A 14,880-nucleotide genomic window follows, 5' to 3' on the forward strand; every position below is an offset into this window, starting at 1 on the left:
GCGTCAAACCCGCCACGGATAAGCTGCCCGGGTGACCGCCGCAGCTAGCTCGGACGCATCGCTGATCGCGTCCCATGCCGCCGGGGATCCACACGCGTTCAGCGAGATCGTTCGTCGCCACAGAGACCGGTTGTGGGCCGTGGCGCTGCGCACTCTCCGTGATCCGGAAGAGGCCGCCGACGCGCTGCAGGAGGCCTTCATCTCGGCTTTCCGCAACGCCGGGTCGTTCCGGGCCGAGTCGCAGGTGACGACGTGGCTGCACCGGATCGTGGTGAACGCGTGCCTGGACCGCGTCCGGCGCCGTCAAGCGCGCCCGACTGTGCCGTTGCCGGAGACCGGACCGGGTGAGCCGGTCACGCCCGGCGACGCGATGTCCGACCGGGAGACCAGTCTGGTGGTGCGCAACGCGCTCGCCGAACTGTCGGAGGAACAGCGCGTGCCCATCCTGCTGGTCGACGTCGAGGGCTACTCGGTCGCCGAGACGGCCAAGATGCTCGGCATCGCCGAAGGCACCGTGAAAAGCCGTTGTGCCAGGGGGCGGGCCAAGCTCGCCAAAGTTCTCGGGCATCTGCGGAACCCGATTGCTGATGCGAACGTCCCAGGTGACGCAAGCGAAAAGCGCGAGGGGCGTCCACGGCGTCAGTGGGAGGGGACATGACGAGCATCGGACGGGGGAGTGGCGGGCCGCCGTGGTCGGTCGACCTGCTCGCCGACCTCCAGGCGGGTGCGCTCGACCCTCGGCAGGCCGACGAGCTGTGGCCCCGGGTGAACGCGGACCCGGAGGCCATGGAGATCCTGGCCGCTCTGGAGGCGACACAGGCTGATCTGCGCGAGTTCGCGGACGCTCCGGCGCCGCCCATGCCCGCGCACTTCGCCGCACAGCTGGACGCGGCGATCGCGGCGGAGTCACAGGCACGGTCACAGGGGGTCCAGACCGCGCCGCCGCAGCAGCAACAGCCAGCGGTAGCGCCCGTGGTGAGCATCGACGCGGCCCGCAAGCGCCGCAACCGCGGGTGGGCCATCGGGGTCTTCGCGGCGGCAGCCGCGGCGGTCGGCATCACGTTCGCCGCGCTGCCCGGTGGCGGCGACAACGGCCCGAGCGGCAATGTCGCGGCGCCGGGACCGTTGAGCTTCGAGGAGCAGAACATCGGCCCGGACCAGTTGCAGGCGGCCAAGGGCGGCAACGACTACGGGCCGTTCTCCGACAAGCAGAAGCTGGCGGCCTGTTTCGAGGCCAACGGCATCAGCAGGAACGCCGAGCCGCTCGGCGCCAAGCAGGTCACCGTCGGCGGCAAACAGGGCACGCTGTTCGTGCTCGCGTCCACGCCGGTCGGCACGTTCCGGCTGCTCGCGGTCGGTCCGGACTGCGGTCCGGGCAATCCTTCGACCCTTGCGAACAAACCGGGCGTGAAGTAGTACTCCCCGGCTTTCCCGCCGGTCACAATCCAGTGCTCCCGGTCACCCGGATGGTGCGGAACAACAAGCACCTACGATCGGTTGACCTAGTTGTCATTGGCGGGAAAGTCACGGAGGACAGATGGCGGCGCAAGACGAGGTCCGCAACCTGATCATCGTCGGGTCCGGTCCGGCGGGATACACGGCCGCGGTGTACGCGGCGCGCGCGCAACTGTCTCCGCTGGTCTTCGAGGGCTCCCAGTTCGGTGGCGCGTTGATGACCACCACCGAGGTCGAGAACTACCCGGGTTTCCGCGACGGCATCATGGGCCCCGACCTGATGGCGCAGATGCGCGAACAGGCCGAGCGGTTCGGTGCCGAGCTCAAGGCCGAGGACGTCGAGGCGGTCGAACTGGCCGGGCCGGTCAAGTACGTCACGGTCAACGGCGTCCGGTACGCGGCGAAGGCCGTGATCCTCGCCATGGGTGCCGCCGCGCGCTACCTGCACGTACCCGGTGAGCAGGAGCTGCTCGGCCGCGGTGTGTCCGCGTGTGCCACGTGCGACGGCTTCTTCTTCCGCGGCCACGACATCATCGTGGTCGGCGGTGGCGACTCGGCGATGGAGGAGGCCATCTTCCTGACCAAGTTCGCCGACTCGGTGACGATCGTGCACCGCCGCGAGGAGTTCCGCGCCTCGCGGATCATGCTCGAGCGGGCCCGCGCCAACGACAAGATCAAGTGGCGGCTGAACTCCGAGGTCGTCGAGGTGCTCGACACCGACGGCAAGGTTTCCGGCGCCCGGCTGCGGGACACCCGGACCGACGAGACCGAGGACATCGCGGTCACGGGCGTGTTCATGGCGATCGGCCACGATCCGCGTTCCCAGCTCGTCGCCGGCCAGGTCGACGTCGACGCCGAGGGATACGTGCAGGTCAAGGGCCAGAGCACCTACACGAACCTCGACGGGGTGTTCGCCGCGGGCGACCTCGTGGACCACACCTACCGACAGGCCATCACCGCGGCGGGCTCGGGCTGCGCCGCCGCGATCGACGCGGAGCGCTGGCTCGCCGAGCACGGTGAGCAGCACGCACAGCAGGCACCGGAACTCGTCGGCGGCGGCTACGCCCCGACCAACAGCTGACCCCTAGGAGAGACCGTGAGCGGCAACACCGTCACCGTTACTGACAAGTCATTCACCGAGGACGTGCTGCAGAGCGACAAGCCGGTGCTGGTCGACTTCTGGGCGACCTGGTGCGGGCCGTGCCGCATGGTGGCGCCGGTGCTCGAGGAGATCGCCTCCGAGCACGCCGAGAAGATCACCGTGGCCAAGCTCGACATCGACGCCAACCCCGAGGTGGCGCGGGACTACCAGATCATGTCGGTGCCGACCATGATCGTCTTCCAGGGCGGCCGCCCGGTCAAGCAGATCGTCGGCGCCAAGCCGAAGGCGGCGCTGCTCAACGACCTGGCCGACTACGTGGCCTGACACCGGCTCGCAACCGCATACGAGCAACCTCGGCCCGGGGCTGACACGTCCACTCTTCGTGAGTCGACCAGCCCCGGGTCGTGTCATGCCTCACACTTGATCGAGTGAACGGTGAAGGGCTGGACGCGGGACGTGACCCTAACGGGGAGCGGCCCGCAGGCAGGGGCACAATAGCCTGCGACACAACCTGAGTTCGTCGGTTTATCAAACTATGACTTGAGTGAGGGGTGCATGCGGGAACTCCGCCCCGGTGACGCCGGACCGGCTGTAGCCGAAGTGCGGGCCACGCTCGCCAGCCTGGGCCTGCTGCCCACGGCCAACGGCACGGGCGACCCGTCGCTGTACGACCTCGCCGTCGAGCACGCGGTCCGCGCTTTCCAGCAGCAGCGCGGCCTGATCACGGACGGAATCGTCGGGCAGGCCACCTACCAGGCACTGCGCGACGCCACCTACCGTCTCGGCGGCCGCCCGCTCGCCTACCTGGTTTCCGCGCCGGTGAGCGGTGACGACGTCCTGGAACTGCAGGAAAGGCTGCTCCAGCTCGGGTACAACGCCGGGCGCCCCAACGGCGTGTTCGGCCCGCAGACCGAGCGTGCGCTGCGTGAGTTCCAGCGCGACTACGGCCTGACGGTCGACGGCATGTGCGGCGCGGAGACCGTGGGCGCGTTCAACCGCCTGTCGCCGCGCGCCAGCGGAGGCCGCCCGGTCCTGCTGCGCGAACAGGAGAAGGTCCGCAACGCCGGTCCCCGGCTGCGTGGCAAGCGCATCGTGATCGACCCGGGCCACGGCGGCACGGACTCCGGCGTCACCGTGGACGGTGTCCGCGAGGCGGACCTCGTCTGGGACCTGGCGCGTCGCCTGGAAGGCCGGATGGTGGCCACCGGCATGGAAGCCATGCTCTCCCGCGGCCCCGACCAGTGCCCCACCGAGGCCCAGCGCGCGCACTTCGCCAACGAGGCGGGCAGTGACGTCTTCCTGTCGCTGCACTGCGACCGCAACGCCTCCCCGCACGCGTCCGGCCTGGCGACCTTCCACTTCGGGACCGCCCGCAACAACGCGTCCACCCTGGGCGAGGCGCTCGCCGGGTTCATCCAGCGTGAGCTGACCGCCCGCACCGGCATGGTCAACTGCCGCACGCACGGCAAGACGTGGGATTCGCTGCGGCTGACCCGCTGCCCCGCGGTCCGGCTCGAGCTGGGGTACCTGACCAACGAGGGCGACCGGACGTTGCTGGCCGACCCGGCGTTCCGCGACCTGGTCGCCGAGGGAATCCTGGTGTCGGTCAAGCGGCTCTACCTGCTCGGCGAGAACGACCAGCCGACCGGCACGTTCACCTTCGCCGACCTGATGCGGCACGAGCTCACCAAGAGCTGACCGGCACCTTCTCAGCGCTGGTAGACCGGGCTGGCCGTGGTCACCGAGACCGTGCCCAGCAGGCGCTCCAGCGCTGCCTCCACGTCTTCCTTCCAGGTGATCGCGCTGCGCAGTTCCAGGCGCAGCCGCGGCCACCGGGCGTGCGGCCGGACGGTCTTGAAGCCGACTGCCGAGAGGAATTCCGAGGGCACGACACAGCTCGGCTCGTCCTCGTCCGGCTTGGCGTCCCCGAAGGACTCGATCGCCTTCACCCCGCGGCGGGTGAGGTCCTTGGCCACGGCCTGCACGAGCATCCGGCCGAGCCCGCCGCCGCGGAACTCGGGCAGGACGTGGAAACCGGTCAGCATCACCGCGTCCGGGCTGACCGGGGACGTCGGGAAGGCCAGGGAGCGCGGTACGGCGTTGGGCGGGGCGTAGAGCAGGAATCCCACCGGGAGCTTGTCGGAGTAGACCAGGCGGCCGCAGGAGCCCCATTCCAGCAGCATGCTGGAAACCCAAGCCTCCTTCTCCAGCTCGGTCTCCCCGAAGGCCTCAGCCTGTTCCTTCAGGTGCGGTGCCAGTTCCCAGAACACGCAGCCCCGCGAATGCTTGGGGAGGTGCTCCAGGTTGTCCAGCGTGATGCCGACGACGCGTCGCGACACCCAACCTCCCCGGCCCGCTCTGGTTGGAACGTGAGAAGAGCATGCGATAACCACAGGCCCGGGGTTCAGGATAGGGGGATGTGACAAGTGCCGGAAGCTCACTGACCTGATAGAGGCCAGAGTTACACTCGCTTGACTGACGAACGAGGTGGCGCATGCACTCGGAGGAACCGGAGGGCAATCAGGTCGTGCCCTCGACCGGCCAGAATCTCGACCCGCACCTGAAGCGCTACGCGGCGCGAGCGGAAGGGATGACGGCGTCGGAGGTACGAGCGCTGTTCGCAGTCGCCAGCAGGCCCGAGGTGGTCTCGCTGGCAGGGGGTATGCCCAACCTCGCGGCGCTGCCGCTCGACTCGATCGCGGCCGAGGTGGCCGGTCTGATCGCCTCCGACGGCCTGGTGGCGCTGCAGTACGGCTCCGCGCACGGCGTGCCGGGGCTGCGCGAGCAGATCTGCGACGTGATGGCCATCGAGGGGATCACCGGACATCCGGACGACATCGTGGTGACCGTCGGCTCCCAGATGGCGCTCGACCTGGTGACCCGGATCTTCTGCGACCCGGGTGACGTCGTGATCGCCGAGGGACCGTCCTACGTCGGTGCCCTGGGTACGTTCGCGTCGTACCAGGCGAACGTCGTGCACGTCGAGATGGACTCGGCGGGGCTGGTCCCCGAGGCGCTGCGCCAGGCGCTCGCCGCGGCCGCCGCCCAGGGTCAGCGGGTCAAGTTCCTCTACACGATCCCGAACTTCCACAACCCCGCCGGTGTGACGCTGGCCGTGTCGCGGCGCGCGGAGATCCTGGAGATCTGCCGCAAGGCAGGCGTGCTCGTGATCGAGGACAACCCGTACGGGCTGCTCGGCTTCGACGGCCAGACCTACCCGGCGCTGCGCTCGATGGATCCCGACAACGTGATCTACCTCGGCTCGTTCTCGAAGACGTTCGCGTCCGGTCTGCGGGTCGGCTGGGCGCTCGCGCCGCACGCGGTGCGCGAGAAGCTCGTCCTCGCGGCGGAAGCGGCGGTGTTGTCGCCGCCGGTGTTGTCGCAGCTGATCGTGTCGCGCTACCTGGCCACGCACGACTGGAAGGGCCAGATCAAGTCGTTCCAGACGATGTACCGGGAGCGCCGCGACGCGCTGCTGACCTCGCTGGACCAGCACATGCCCGCCGGCTGCACGTGGACCAAGCCGGACGGCGGCTTCTTCGTCTGGATGACCGTGCCGGAAGGCATCGACACCAAGGCGATGCAGCCGCGTGCGGTCACCGCGCGGGTGGCGTACGTGCCGGGCATCGGCTTCTACGCGGACCGGTTCGGCTCACGCCAGATGCGGCTGTCGTTCTGCTACCCGACGCCCGAGCGGATCCGTGAGGGTGTCCGGCGGCTGGCTGTCGTGCTGGAGCAGGAGATGGAACTGCTGCGCACGTTCGGGCCCGCTTCCCGGCGGATCACGTCCGGACCGCAGACCCCGAGCCCGGACACTGCATAATCCGGGAGTGTCAGATCGAACTGTTGCCGTCCTGTCCGGCGGGCTTTCGCACGAGCGTGATGTTTCCCTTCGGTCGGGGCGGCGACTGTCGACTGCCCTGCGCGCGGTCGGCCTGACCGTCGACGAGTGGGACACCGACGGCTCCCTGCTGACGAAGGTCAGCACCCAGAAGCCGGACGCGGTCGTGATCGCGTTGCACGGCGGTGAAGGGGAGAACGGCTCTATCCAGACCGTGCTGGAGATGCTCGGCGTGCCGTTCGTCGGCGCGGACTCGCACGCGTGCCGCCGCGCCTGGGACAAGCCGACCGCCAAGGCCGAGTTGTCCCGTGCCGGACTGCTCACCCCGGACTGGGTCGTGCTGCCACACAGCACGTTCCGGGAGTTGGGCGCGCAGGCGGTGCTCGACGCGATGGTGGGGCGTTTGGGTCTGCCGCTGATGCTCAAGCCGGACCAGGGCGGGTCAGCGCTCGGTGCTCAGGTCGTGTGCGACGCGGCCGACCTCCCGGCCGCGATGGTCAACTGCCTCGCGTACGGCGAGACCGTGTTGGCCGAGCGGTTCATCTCCGGCGTCGAGGTCGCGGTGACGGTCGTCGACGGCGCCGATGGGCCGGCCGCTTTGCCCGCGGTCGAGATCGTTCCCGAGAGCGGGGTCTACGACTACACATCCCGGTACACCGCGGGCTTCACGAACTTCCACACCCCGGCTCGCCTGTCGCCGAAGATCGCGGGCGAGGTCGCCGAGTTGGCTGTGTCGGCGCACCGGCTGCTCGGTCTGCGCGATGTGTCACGGACCGACGCGGTGGTCGCCGACGACGGCTCGATCTACTTCCTCGAAGTGAACGTGTCGCCCGGGTTGACCGAGACGTCGCTCCTGCCGATGGCGAGCGAGGCGGACGGGCGGTCACTCGGGGAGATCTACGCCGAACTCGTCGACCGCGCCATCGCCCGGAGCTGACTCAGCCAGTCGCCCGATCCACGGCTCGACCGATGATTCACGTGAAACAAGTAAAGAGCCCCGGCACTCGCCGGGGCTTTCTTGTGAGCCGAGCGACCGAGTCGAGACCCGGTCGACGCCTCCGCCGAATCGGACAAATCGGGATCGTCACCGTGACGTAATGCCCTGGGGTGGTTATACGTCCTCGGAACGAATTCCTTTTGTCCCATTTTCGTTGATGATGTCAATGATCCGTTCGAGATCGTCAACCGATCCGAACTCGACCACGATCCGGCCCTTGCGCTGCCCCAATTCGACCTTCACGCGGGTGTCGAACTTGTCGGAGAGCCGCTCCGCCAGGTCCTGCAACCCAGGAGCGTGCATCGGCTTGCGCGGCGCCGCCTTCGGCTTGGCCGGCTGGTCGTGCTTCGCGAGGGTCACTGCTTCCTCGGTCGCGCGAACCGACATGCCTTCCTTGACGATCTGAGCCGCGAGCGCCTCCTGGCGCTCCGGGTCGTCCAGCCCGAGCAACGCGCGGGCGTGCCCGGCGGACAAGATGCCAGCCGCGACCCGGCGCTGCACGGGGAGGGGGAGCTTCAGCAACCGGATCGTGTTCGTGATGACCGGGCGGCTGCGCCCGATCCGGGACGCCAGTTCCTCGTGCGTCACCTCGAACTCGTCCAACAGCTGCTGGTACGCCGCCGCCTCTTCGAGCGGGTTGAGCTGGACCCGGTGGATGTTCTCCAGCAGGGCGTCTCGCAGCATCGCGTCGTCCGCGGTCTGCCGGACGATCGCCGGGATCTTCTCCAGCTCGGCCTGCTGCGACGCGCGCAGCCGGCGTTCACCCATCACCAGCTCGTACGAGCCACCGCCGAGATCTCGGACCACGATCGGCTGCATCAAGCCGAACTCGCGGATCGAGTGCTCCAACTCGGCCAGCGCGTCCTCGTCGAAGACCTGACGCGGTTGCTTCGGGTTGGGCTTGATCGCGGAGGTGGGGATCTCGCGGTACACCGCACCGGCGACCTCACCACCCGGCTCCGGCGCGGGTGTGCCGCGAGTCGGGACCGGGCGCCGGGGGATGGCCGGGGCGGCCGCGTCTGCTTCGGGTCCGCTGGGGATCAGGGCGGCCAGGCCACGGCCGAGGCCGCCCTTCCGAGCCGGAGGTGCCGATTCCGGCTTGCTCATCGCGCCGCACCCCGTTCAGCGAGTTCGCGGGACGCGTCGAGGTAGCTCATGGCCCCCCGTGAACCCGGGTCGTACGCGAGCACGGTCTGGCCGAAGCTCGGCGCCTCGGACACCTTCACGTTCCGCGGGATGACCGTCTGCAGGACGACGTCACCGAAGTGCTGGCGGACCTCAGCGCTCACCTGGTCGGCGAGCTTGGTCCGGCCGTCGTACATCGTCAGCAGGATCGTGGACAGGTCCAGGTCCGGGTTCAGGTGCTTCTGCACCAGGTCGATGTTCTTGAGCAGCTGGCTCAGACCCTCCAGCGCGTAGTACTCGCACTGGATGGGGATGAGCACTTCCTGCGCGGCGACCATCGCATTCACCGTGAGCAACCCCAGCGACGGCGGGCAGTCGATGAAGACGTAGTCGGGACCGAGCTCGTTGAACGCCTCATCGGTGAGCGCCGCCTTGAGCCGCGACTCCCGGCCGTGCATCTCGACCAGTTCGATCTCGGCACCGGCGAGGTCTATGGTCGCCGGCACGCACCACAGGTTTGGCGACTGGTCACTGACTTGGGAAGCGTCCTTCAACGACACCTCGCCGATCAGCACCTCGTAGATGGACGGGGTGCCCGAGCGACGGTCGACACCGAGCGCAGTGCTGGCGTTGCCCTGCGGGTCGAGGTCGACGACAAGCACCTTGAGACCGTGCATCGCGAGACCGGCGGCGAGGTTCACCGCACTGGTCGTCTTGCCGACGCCACCCTTCTGGTTGGCGATGGTGAAGACGCGCCGGTGCGACGGCTTGGGGAACTGCTTGTCCGGGTGCAGCAACTTGGCCGCCCGTTCGGCCTCTTCGGCGATCGGCGTCCAGTTGACCGCGCCAGTGGGCGTGGGATGACTCACGGGTGGCCGCACCTCCTCGGCGCCCACGGCACCGTCTCAAGTTTCACGTGGAACATGCTCGGTCCGATCCTTCCTTATCGCCGCTTGCGATTGCGCCCGGCAGCCGGTTCGGCGCGCCGCACAACCACAACGGTGGTGGGTTCGTCGAGGAACTCACCACCACACGTCCGTACCTCCGGGTCGACACCGCCCGCACGAGCGATCTCGGTCCGGTCTCGTTCGATCTCCTCGGCGGCACTCGACCCCTTGAGCGCGACCATCCGGCCCCCGCCGCGAAGCAGGGGAAGACACCAGCCAGCCAGCTTGCCCATCGGCGCCACCGCCCGCGCGGTCACCACGTCCCGGTTGGCGAGCGTCCGCCGGACTTCTTTCTCCTCAGCGCGACCGCGGACCACCGTGACATCCAAGTCGAGCTTGGTGACAACTTCCTCCAGCCACGCCACTCGACGTGCCATCGGCTCCAGCAGGACAACGTCCAGATCCGGGCGGGCGATCGCCAGGGGGATGCCGGGGAACCCGGCGCCGGACCCGACGTCGATGACGGTCGCGCCGTCCGGCACACACTCCGCGATCGCCACCGAGTTCAGCACGTGCCGATCCCACAGCCGGTCGACTTCACGTGGGCCGATCAATCCCCGTTCGACGCCGTGGACTGTCAGCAGTTCGACGAACCGTGTCGCTTGATCCGAACCGGCACCGAACGCCTGGGACACCACGTCGGTCATGAGCTCCATCCGATGTTCCACGTGAAACCACGTCGGCTTGATTGTCGCCGATCGGCAACCATCGCCCCACCGGACTCACCGCATCCGAATGGCAGTTTCACGTGAAACACGTGCCGAGTGGGGACCCGGCTCAGCTTCTCACATTCACCCCGCAAAAAAAGAACGCGGCCCGCCTGATCGACGGACCGCGTCCAAACTCACTCAATAGAGCTAGGGCTTCGGGAAAATCACCACGCGGCGGCGGGGATCCTCGCCTTCGCTCTCACTGTGCACACCATCGATCTCGGCTACCGCGTCATGCACGACCTTGCGCTCGAACGGCGTCATCGGCTGCAGGCGAACCTTCTCACCGGAGCTCAGCACCTTCTCCGCGCTCGCCTTGCCGAGATCGCGGAGCTCCTCGCGGCGCTCTGCCCGCCACCCGGCAATGTCCAGCATCAGCCGGCTGCGCACGCCGGTCTCCTGCTGGACGGCGAGCCGGGTCAGCTCCTGCAGCGCCTCGAGTGCGTTGCCACGCGGGCCGACCAGCTTCTCCAGATCGTCACCGCCGTCGATGCTGACGATGGCGCGACCGGCTTCGACGTCGAGGTCGATGTCGCCGTCGAAGTCCAGCAAGTCGAGCAGGCGCTCCAGGTAGTCCCCGGCGATGTCGCCCTCTTGGACGAGCAACTCCTCACCGGTGGGCCCGGACCGCGCGGGTTTCTCCTCGGCGGCGTCTTTGTCGACCTGCCCGCCCTCGGCCCCGAGGTCGGTGTCGGCTGCCGTCACGGTGTCTCCTCTCCAGGCTCGGCTTGCGTCACGGACGCTTCCGGCCTGACTTCTTGCTGCGGGATCGGTCCGAGATCAGACCGGGAATTTCGGTGCTGCCGTTGCCGGAGGTGTTCCCGGAGGCAGGCTTCTTCTGGTTCGGACGCACGGTGGGCTGCTTGGCGGGCCACTTCTTCTCCGGCTTGCCCGTGCTCGTGGTCTCGTCGCTCGTCTCGTCGGTCGAGGCCTCGTCCGCGGCGGCGGGCTTCGGCGGCGTGGGGCGCTTCTTCGGCTGGGTGGGCTTCTGGCCGACCTTCGGTCCGAGGTTGGTGCGCTTCTCCTGCGCCTGGACCTTCTGCTCTTCTTCCTCGCGGTCGATCTTCTTGTAGATCAGGTACTGCTGGCCCAGCGTCCAGATGTTGTTGCTCAGCCAGTAGATGAGCAGACCGATCGGGAAGAAGGCACCGAACACGAGCACACCGAGCGGGAACACCCAGAGGGTGATCTTGTTCATGATGCCGGTCTGCGCGGTGGCGGTCGCCGGGTTCTGCCGCGCCACGTTGTGCTTGGCCGTGAAGTGCGTGGCGATCGAGGCGATCACCATCAGCGGCGCCGACACGATGATGACCGACTGGAGGTTGCCACCCAGGTCGGTCATCTCCTTGCTCGCCTGCGCGATGTAGTTCGACAGGCGAGCGCCGAACAGGTTCGCGTGCAGGTACGAGGAGACCTCGTCGGCACCGAAGAAGTAGTTGCCCTGGGCGTTCGGCACGAACCCGCGCAGCACGTTGTTCAGACCGAAGAAGACCGGGATCTGCAGCAGCATCGGCAGGCAGCTGCCCAGCGGGTTGACGCCGTGCTGCGACTGCAGCTTCTGCATCTCCTGCGCCAGCTTCTGCCGGTCGTTCTTGTACTTCGCCTGCAGCTTCTTGATCTCAGGCGCGAACTCCTGCATCTTGCGCATGGAGCGGACCTGCTTGACGAACGGCTTGATCAGGATCGCGCGGACGGTGAACGTCAGGAAGACGATGCCGAGCAACCAGGCGACACCGCTGGTCGGGCCGAAGACGGCCCCGAAGACCTTGTGCCAACACCAGAGGATGAAGGACACCGGGTAGTTGATGAAATCGAGCACGGAGCTACTCCTCGGCGGAACTGTGGTGAGCCGGGGTCCCGGACGCCTTGCGCCGGGGGCGACGGGGTGGCACGGGGTCGATTCCCCCCGAGCTCCAAGGGTTGCAGCGCAGTAACCGCCATACGGCGAGCCACAATCCCTTGATGGCGCCGTGGGTCTTCAGTGCCTCCACGGCATACGTGCTGCAGCTGGGGTAGTAACGGCACGTGGGTGGCAGCAGCGGCGAGATCACCTTGCGGTACACGTGGATCGGCAGCAGCAGAACCCATGCGACGGGTCCGGTCCGGCGCGGTGCGCCATCCGTGCTCTCGTCAGGGGAGTCAGTCACTGTTCCACCGCCAGCTTCAGCCGCCGGACAGCCGCGTCGAAGTCATGGGCGAGTTCCGCGCTCGACGCAGAGGCTGCCGGCGCGAGCGCCCGGACAACCAACGTGCTGCCGGGAGCGAGAGTTCCGAGCCGGTCGGCCACGAGATGACGCAGCCTGCGGGTGACCCGGTGGCGGACCACCGAGTTGCCCACCGCTTTGCTCACAACGAAGCCAACCCGGACGGGGTTTCCCGTCCGGGTCAGCGTGGTCTCAGTTGTCGGCTCCACGGCCCGCACCGCGTGTACGACGAGCCGGGGTCGCCCGGCGCGCCGACCGCGCCGGGTCACTTGAGCGAAGTCGCCGCTACGCGTGAGCCGGGCGGTTGCGGGCAGCACGATGCCGTGCCGCCTGTCAGGCCGACAGTTCGGCGCGGCCCTTGCGGCGACGAGCCGACAGGATGGCCCGGCCCGCGCGGGTCCGCATGCGCAGCCTGAACCCGTGGGTCCTGGCGCGGCGACGGTTGTTCGGCTGGAAGGTGCGCTTGCCCTTGCTCACGGCTTGGTTCTCCCGGTCTGTTCTTGAGGTCGCGTGTCCCCAGCTGGAGGTTGGCCCTCGATGGACCCGGCGCGACGTTTGTGTGGCCCGCGGCGGAATGGGCACGCAGAACACACCCGACGCTAGCGGGAGACCTTTCGAGGGTACGCACCCTGCGGTCGGCGGCCAAATCCGGGTCCGCCTAACTACGCCTCGCCGCGACACGCCGCCGCTCGCCGAGCTTGGGACGGGCACGTCTTGTGGGCGAGGGCGGCGCTTGTTAGCGTGCGGCTTCCGGTTTGTCACACGGGGAAGTGGGAGCCTCGCCGTGTCGCGTTCCGCCACTCGGTACGTTGAACCGACAAGGGCTTCGCTGCGCTACGCCGTATCTTCGTGCACAGTTGTGGACAACCCTGTGGATGCCCTCCGGTTCGGGTGACCTCGGGCAGCGGCCACGCCCGCGATTCACAAAAGTACGAGGGGAGGGGAGCCCGCCAGGTGTCCGAGCACCAGATCAACTTTGGTCTCGTCTGGGAACAGGTCGTGCGGGAGCTGTCTGCCGGGATCCTGTCACGCCAGCAACAGGCGTGGATGCGGGTGACCCGGCCGATCGGTCTGCTGGACGGAACGGCGCTGCTGGCCGCACCGAGTGACTTCGCCAAGGAGGCGATCGAGCGCGCGCTGCGCGAACCGATCACCGACGCGCTGTCCCGGCGGCTGGGCCGTACCATCTCCCTCGCTGTGAAAGTGGACACTGTCGGCTCACCGACCCCCGCCGTGGCTCCGCCCGCCGCACCGGTCGAACCGGTTGGTGTGAGCGCGCCGATGGCCGCAGCCGTCCCGGTCCCCGTCACGGAGATCGATCTCGGCGCGGACGGCGACGGCGACGAGGTCGACGAAGAAGGCGACGCGCTCGCCACAGCGCGTGAGGTCTGGCCGACGTTCAACGGCAAGCAGCCCGCCGCGGTGGGCCAGCCGTTCACCGCGCCGGCGCAGCCGCAGACGTCCAAGACCCGGCTGAACGAGAAGTACACGTTCGACACGTTCGTGATCGGCGCGTCCAACCGCTTCGCGCACGCCGCCGCGGTCGCCGTCGCCGAAGCGCCGGCCCGCGCGTACAACCCGCTCTTCATCTGGGGTGAGTCCGGGCTGGGCAAGACGCACTTGCTGCACGCGGTCGGGCACTACGCCCAGCGGCTGTTCCCCGGCATGCGCGTGCGGTACGTGTCGACCGAGGAGTTCACCAACGACTTCATCAACTCGCTGCGTGACGACCGCAAGGTCGCCTTCCAGCGCCGCTACCGGGACATCGACATCCTGCTGGTCGACGACATCCAGTTCCTGGAGGGCAAGGAAGGAACCCAGGAGGAGTTCTTCCACACCTTCAACACGCTGCACAACGCGAACAAGCAGATCGTGGTTTCCAGCGACCGGCCGCCCAAGCGCCTGGAAACCCTGGAAGACCGCCTGCGCACCCGGTTCGAGTGGGGCCTGATCACCGACATCCAGCCGCCCGAGCTGGAGACCCGCATCGCGATCCTGCGCAAGAAGGCGGCGCAGGACCGGCTCAACGTCCCCGCCGAGGTGCTGGAGTTCATCGCGGCCCGGATCGAGGCCAACATCCGCGAGCTCGAGGGCGCGCTGATCCGCGTGACGGCGTTCGCGTCGCTCAACCGCCAGCCGGTCGACCTGGGTCTGACCGAGATCGTGCTGCGCGACCTGATCCCGGACTCGCAGGTACCGGAGATCAGCGCCCCGACGATCATGGCGGTGACCGCCGAGTTCTTCGGCGTGACGATCGAGGACCTCTGCGGCCCCGGCAAGACGAAGGCGCTGGCGCAGTCGAGGCAGATCTCGATGTACTTGTGCCGCGAGCTGACGGACCTGTCACTGCCGAAGATCGGCCAGACCTTCGGCGGCCGCGACCACACCACCGTGATGCACGCGGAGAAGAAGATCCGCAAGGAGATGGCCGAGCGCCGCCGGACCTACGACCAGGTCCAGGAACTCACCTCCCGGATAAAGCAGCGCGCCCGCGGCTGA

General features: G+C 68.2%; 17 protein-coding genes. 8 read left to right on the forward strand and 9 right to left on the reverse strand.

Annotated elements, in window-relative coordinates; genetic code table 11:
- Positions 1 to 31: 31 nt before the first annotated feature.
- The 5 genes from sigM (at position 32) to AOZ06_RS52880 (ending at position 4,255) form a co-directional block, all read left to right on the forward strand.
- Positions 32 to 658, forward strand: coding sequence for an RNA polymerase sigma factor SigM (sigM, locus tag AOZ06_RS52860; RefSeq protein ID WP_054296289.1), 627 nt, complete (start codon positions 32 to 34; stop codon positions 656 to 658).
- A complete protein-coding gene (locus AOZ06_RS52865) occupies positions 655 to 1,416 on the forward strand; it encodes a hypothetical protein (protein ID WP_054296290.1) in 762 nt (253 codons plus the stop codon). The genes sigM and AOZ06_RS52865 overlap by 4 nt, the downstream gene beginning before the upstream one ends.
- A gap of 121 nt (positions 1,417 to 1,537) precedes the next feature.
- Complete coding sequence (trxB, locus tag AOZ06_RS52870; protein WP_054296291.1) at positions 1,538 to 2,536, forward strand: thioredoxin-disulfide reductase; 999 nt, start codon at positions 1,538 to 1,540, stop codon at positions 2,534 to 2,536.
- Between the two features lie 15 nt (positions 2,537 to 2,551).
- The gene (gene trxA, locus AOZ06_RS52875; protein WP_054296292.1) at positions 2,552 to 2,881 is read left to right on the forward strand and encodes a thioredoxin; all 330 of its coding nucleotides are present in this window, start codon (positions 2,552 to 2,554) and stop codon (positions 2,879 to 2,881) included.
- A 231-nt stretch (positions 2,882 to 3,112) separates the two neighbouring features.
- Positions 3,113 to 4,255: an N-acetylmuramoyl-L-alanine amidase gene (locus AOZ06_RS52880; protein WP_054296293.1), complete on the forward strand. Its 1,143-nt coding sequence runs from the start codon at positions 3,113 to 3,115 to the stop codon at positions 4,253 to 4,255.
- Positions 4,256 to 4,266: 11 nt separating this feature from the next.
- Here the strand turns inward: AOZ06_RS52880 and AOZ06_RS52885 are convergent, their stop codons facing one another.
- Entirely contained in the window at positions 4,267 to 4,896 is a 630-nt protein-coding gene (locus tag AOZ06_RS52885) for a GNAT family N-acetyltransferase (protein WP_054296294.1), read from the reverse strand.
- A 155-nt stretch (positions 4,897 to 5,051) separates the two neighbouring features.
- Here AOZ06_RS52885 and AOZ06_RS52890 point away from each other — a divergent pair, with 155 nt between their 5' ends.
- On the forward strand, positions 5,052 to 6,380 hold the full coding sequence (locus AOZ06_RS52890; protein WP_054296295.1) for an aminotransferase-like domain-containing protein: 1,329 nt from the start codon (positions 5,052 to 5,054) through the stop codon (positions 6,378 to 6,380).
- Between the two features lie 7 nt (positions 6,381 to 6,387).
- Positions 6,388 to 7,335, forward strand: a complete 948-nt coding sequence (locus AOZ06_RS52895; RefSeq protein ID WP_054296296.1) for a D-alanine--D-alanine ligase family protein — start codon at positions 6,388 to 6,390, stop codon at positions 7,333 to 7,335.
- 174 nt (positions 7,336 to 7,509) lie between these two features.
- On the opposite strand, the gene AOZ06_RS52900 is transcribed toward AOZ06_RS52895, so the two are convergent.
- The 8 genes from AOZ06_RS52900 to rpmH all read right to left on the reverse strand — a co-directional run bounded on the left by AOZ06_RS52900 (position 7,510) and on the right by rpmH (position 12,858).
- Positions 7,510 to 8,502, reverse strand: a complete 993-nt coding sequence (locus AOZ06_RS52900; protein ID WP_054296297.1) for a ParB/RepB/Spo0J family partition protein — start codon at positions 8,500 to 8,502, stop codon at positions 7,510 to 7,512.
- The gene (locus AOZ06_RS52905) at positions 8,499 to 9,401 is read right to left on the reverse strand and encodes a ParA family protein (RefSeq protein WP_054297572.1); all 903 of its coding nucleotides are present in this window, start codon (positions 9,399 to 9,401) and stop codon (positions 8,499 to 8,501) included. The genes AOZ06_RS52900 and AOZ06_RS52905 overlap by 4 nt, the downstream gene beginning before the upstream one ends.
- A gap of 62 nt (positions 9,402 to 9,463) precedes the next feature.
- Positions 9,464 to 10,123: a 16S rRNA (guanine(527)-N(7))-methyltransferase RsmG gene (gene rsmG / locus AOZ06_RS52910; RefSeq protein WP_054296298.1), complete on the reverse strand. Its 660-nt coding sequence runs from the start codon at positions 10,121 to 10,123 to the stop codon at positions 9,464 to 9,466.
- Positions 10,124 to 10,324: 201 nt separating this feature from the next.
- On the reverse strand, positions 10,325 to 10,882 hold the full coding sequence (locus AOZ06_RS52915; protein WP_054296299.1) for a Jag family protein: 558 nt from the start codon (positions 10,880 to 10,882) through the stop codon (positions 10,325 to 10,327).
- A gap of 28 nt (positions 10,883 to 10,910) precedes the next feature.
- Complete coding sequence (gene yidC, locus AOZ06_RS52920; RefSeq protein WP_054296300.1) at positions 10,911 to 11,996, reverse strand: membrane protein insertase YidC; 1,086 nt, start codon at positions 11,994 to 11,996, stop codon at positions 10,911 to 10,913.
- A gap of 4 nt (positions 11,997 to 12,000) precedes the next feature.
- Entirely contained in the window at positions 12,001 to 12,324 is a 324-nt protein-coding gene (gene yidD / locus AOZ06_RS55705) for a membrane protein insertion efficiency factor YidD (RefSeq protein ID WP_083472519.1), read from the reverse strand.
- Positions 12,321 to 12,698, reverse strand: a complete 378-nt coding sequence (gene rnpA, locus AOZ06_RS52925; protein ID WP_054296301.1) for a ribonuclease P protein component — start codon at positions 12,696 to 12,698, stop codon at positions 12,321 to 12,323. Before rnpA ends, yidD begins: the two co-directional genes overlap by 4 nt.
- Before the next feature lie 16 nt (positions 12,699 to 12,714).
- Positions 12,715 to 12,858 (reverse strand): 50S ribosomal protein L34, encoded by a 144-nt coding sequence (gene rpmH / locus AOZ06_RS52930; protein WP_042184002.1) that lies wholly within the window; start codon positions 12,856 to 12,858, stop codon positions 12,715 to 12,717.
- A 477-nt stretch (positions 12,859 to 13,335) separates the two neighbouring features.
- Between rpmH and dnaA the strand changes: the two genes are divergently transcribed.
- Positions 13,336 to 14,880: a chromosomal replication initiator protein DnaA gene (gene dnaA / locus AOZ06_RS52935; RefSeq protein WP_054296302.1), complete on the forward strand. Its 1,545-nt coding sequence runs from the start codon at positions 13,336 to 13,338 to the stop codon at positions 14,878 to 14,880.

The sequence above is a fragment of the Kibdelosporangium phytohabitans genome (assembly GCF_001302585.1).
Classification (GTDB): domain Bacteria; phylum Actinomycetota; class Actinomycetes; order Mycobacteriales; family Pseudonocardiaceae; genus Kibdelosporangium; species Kibdelosporangium phytohabitans.

Coding starts and splice junctions, on each gene's coding strand:
- AOZ06_RS52865 (WP_054296290.1), top strand. CDS start 655: ATGACGAGCATCGGACGGGGGAGTGGCGGGCCGCCGTGGTCGGTCGAC.
- AOZ06_RS52880 (WP_054296293.1), top strand. CDS start 3,113: ATGCGGGAACTCCGCCCCGGTGACGCCGGACCGGCTGTAGCCGAAGTG.
- trxB (WP_054296291.1), top strand. CDS start 1,538: ATGGCGGCGCAAGACGAGGTCCGCAACCTGATCATCGTCGGGTCCGGT.
- AOZ06_RS52890 (WP_054296295.1), top strand. CDS start 5,052: ATGCACTCGGAGGAACCGGAGGGCAATCAGGTCGTGCCCTCGACCGGC.
- rsmG (WP_054296298.1), bottom strand. CDS start 10,123: ATGGAGCTCATGACCGACGTGGTGTCCCAGGCGTTCGGTGCCGGTTCG.
- AOZ06_RS52900 (WP_054296297.1), bottom strand. CDS start 8,502: ATGAGCAAGCCGGAATCGGCACCTCCGGCTCGGAAGGGCGGCCTCGGC.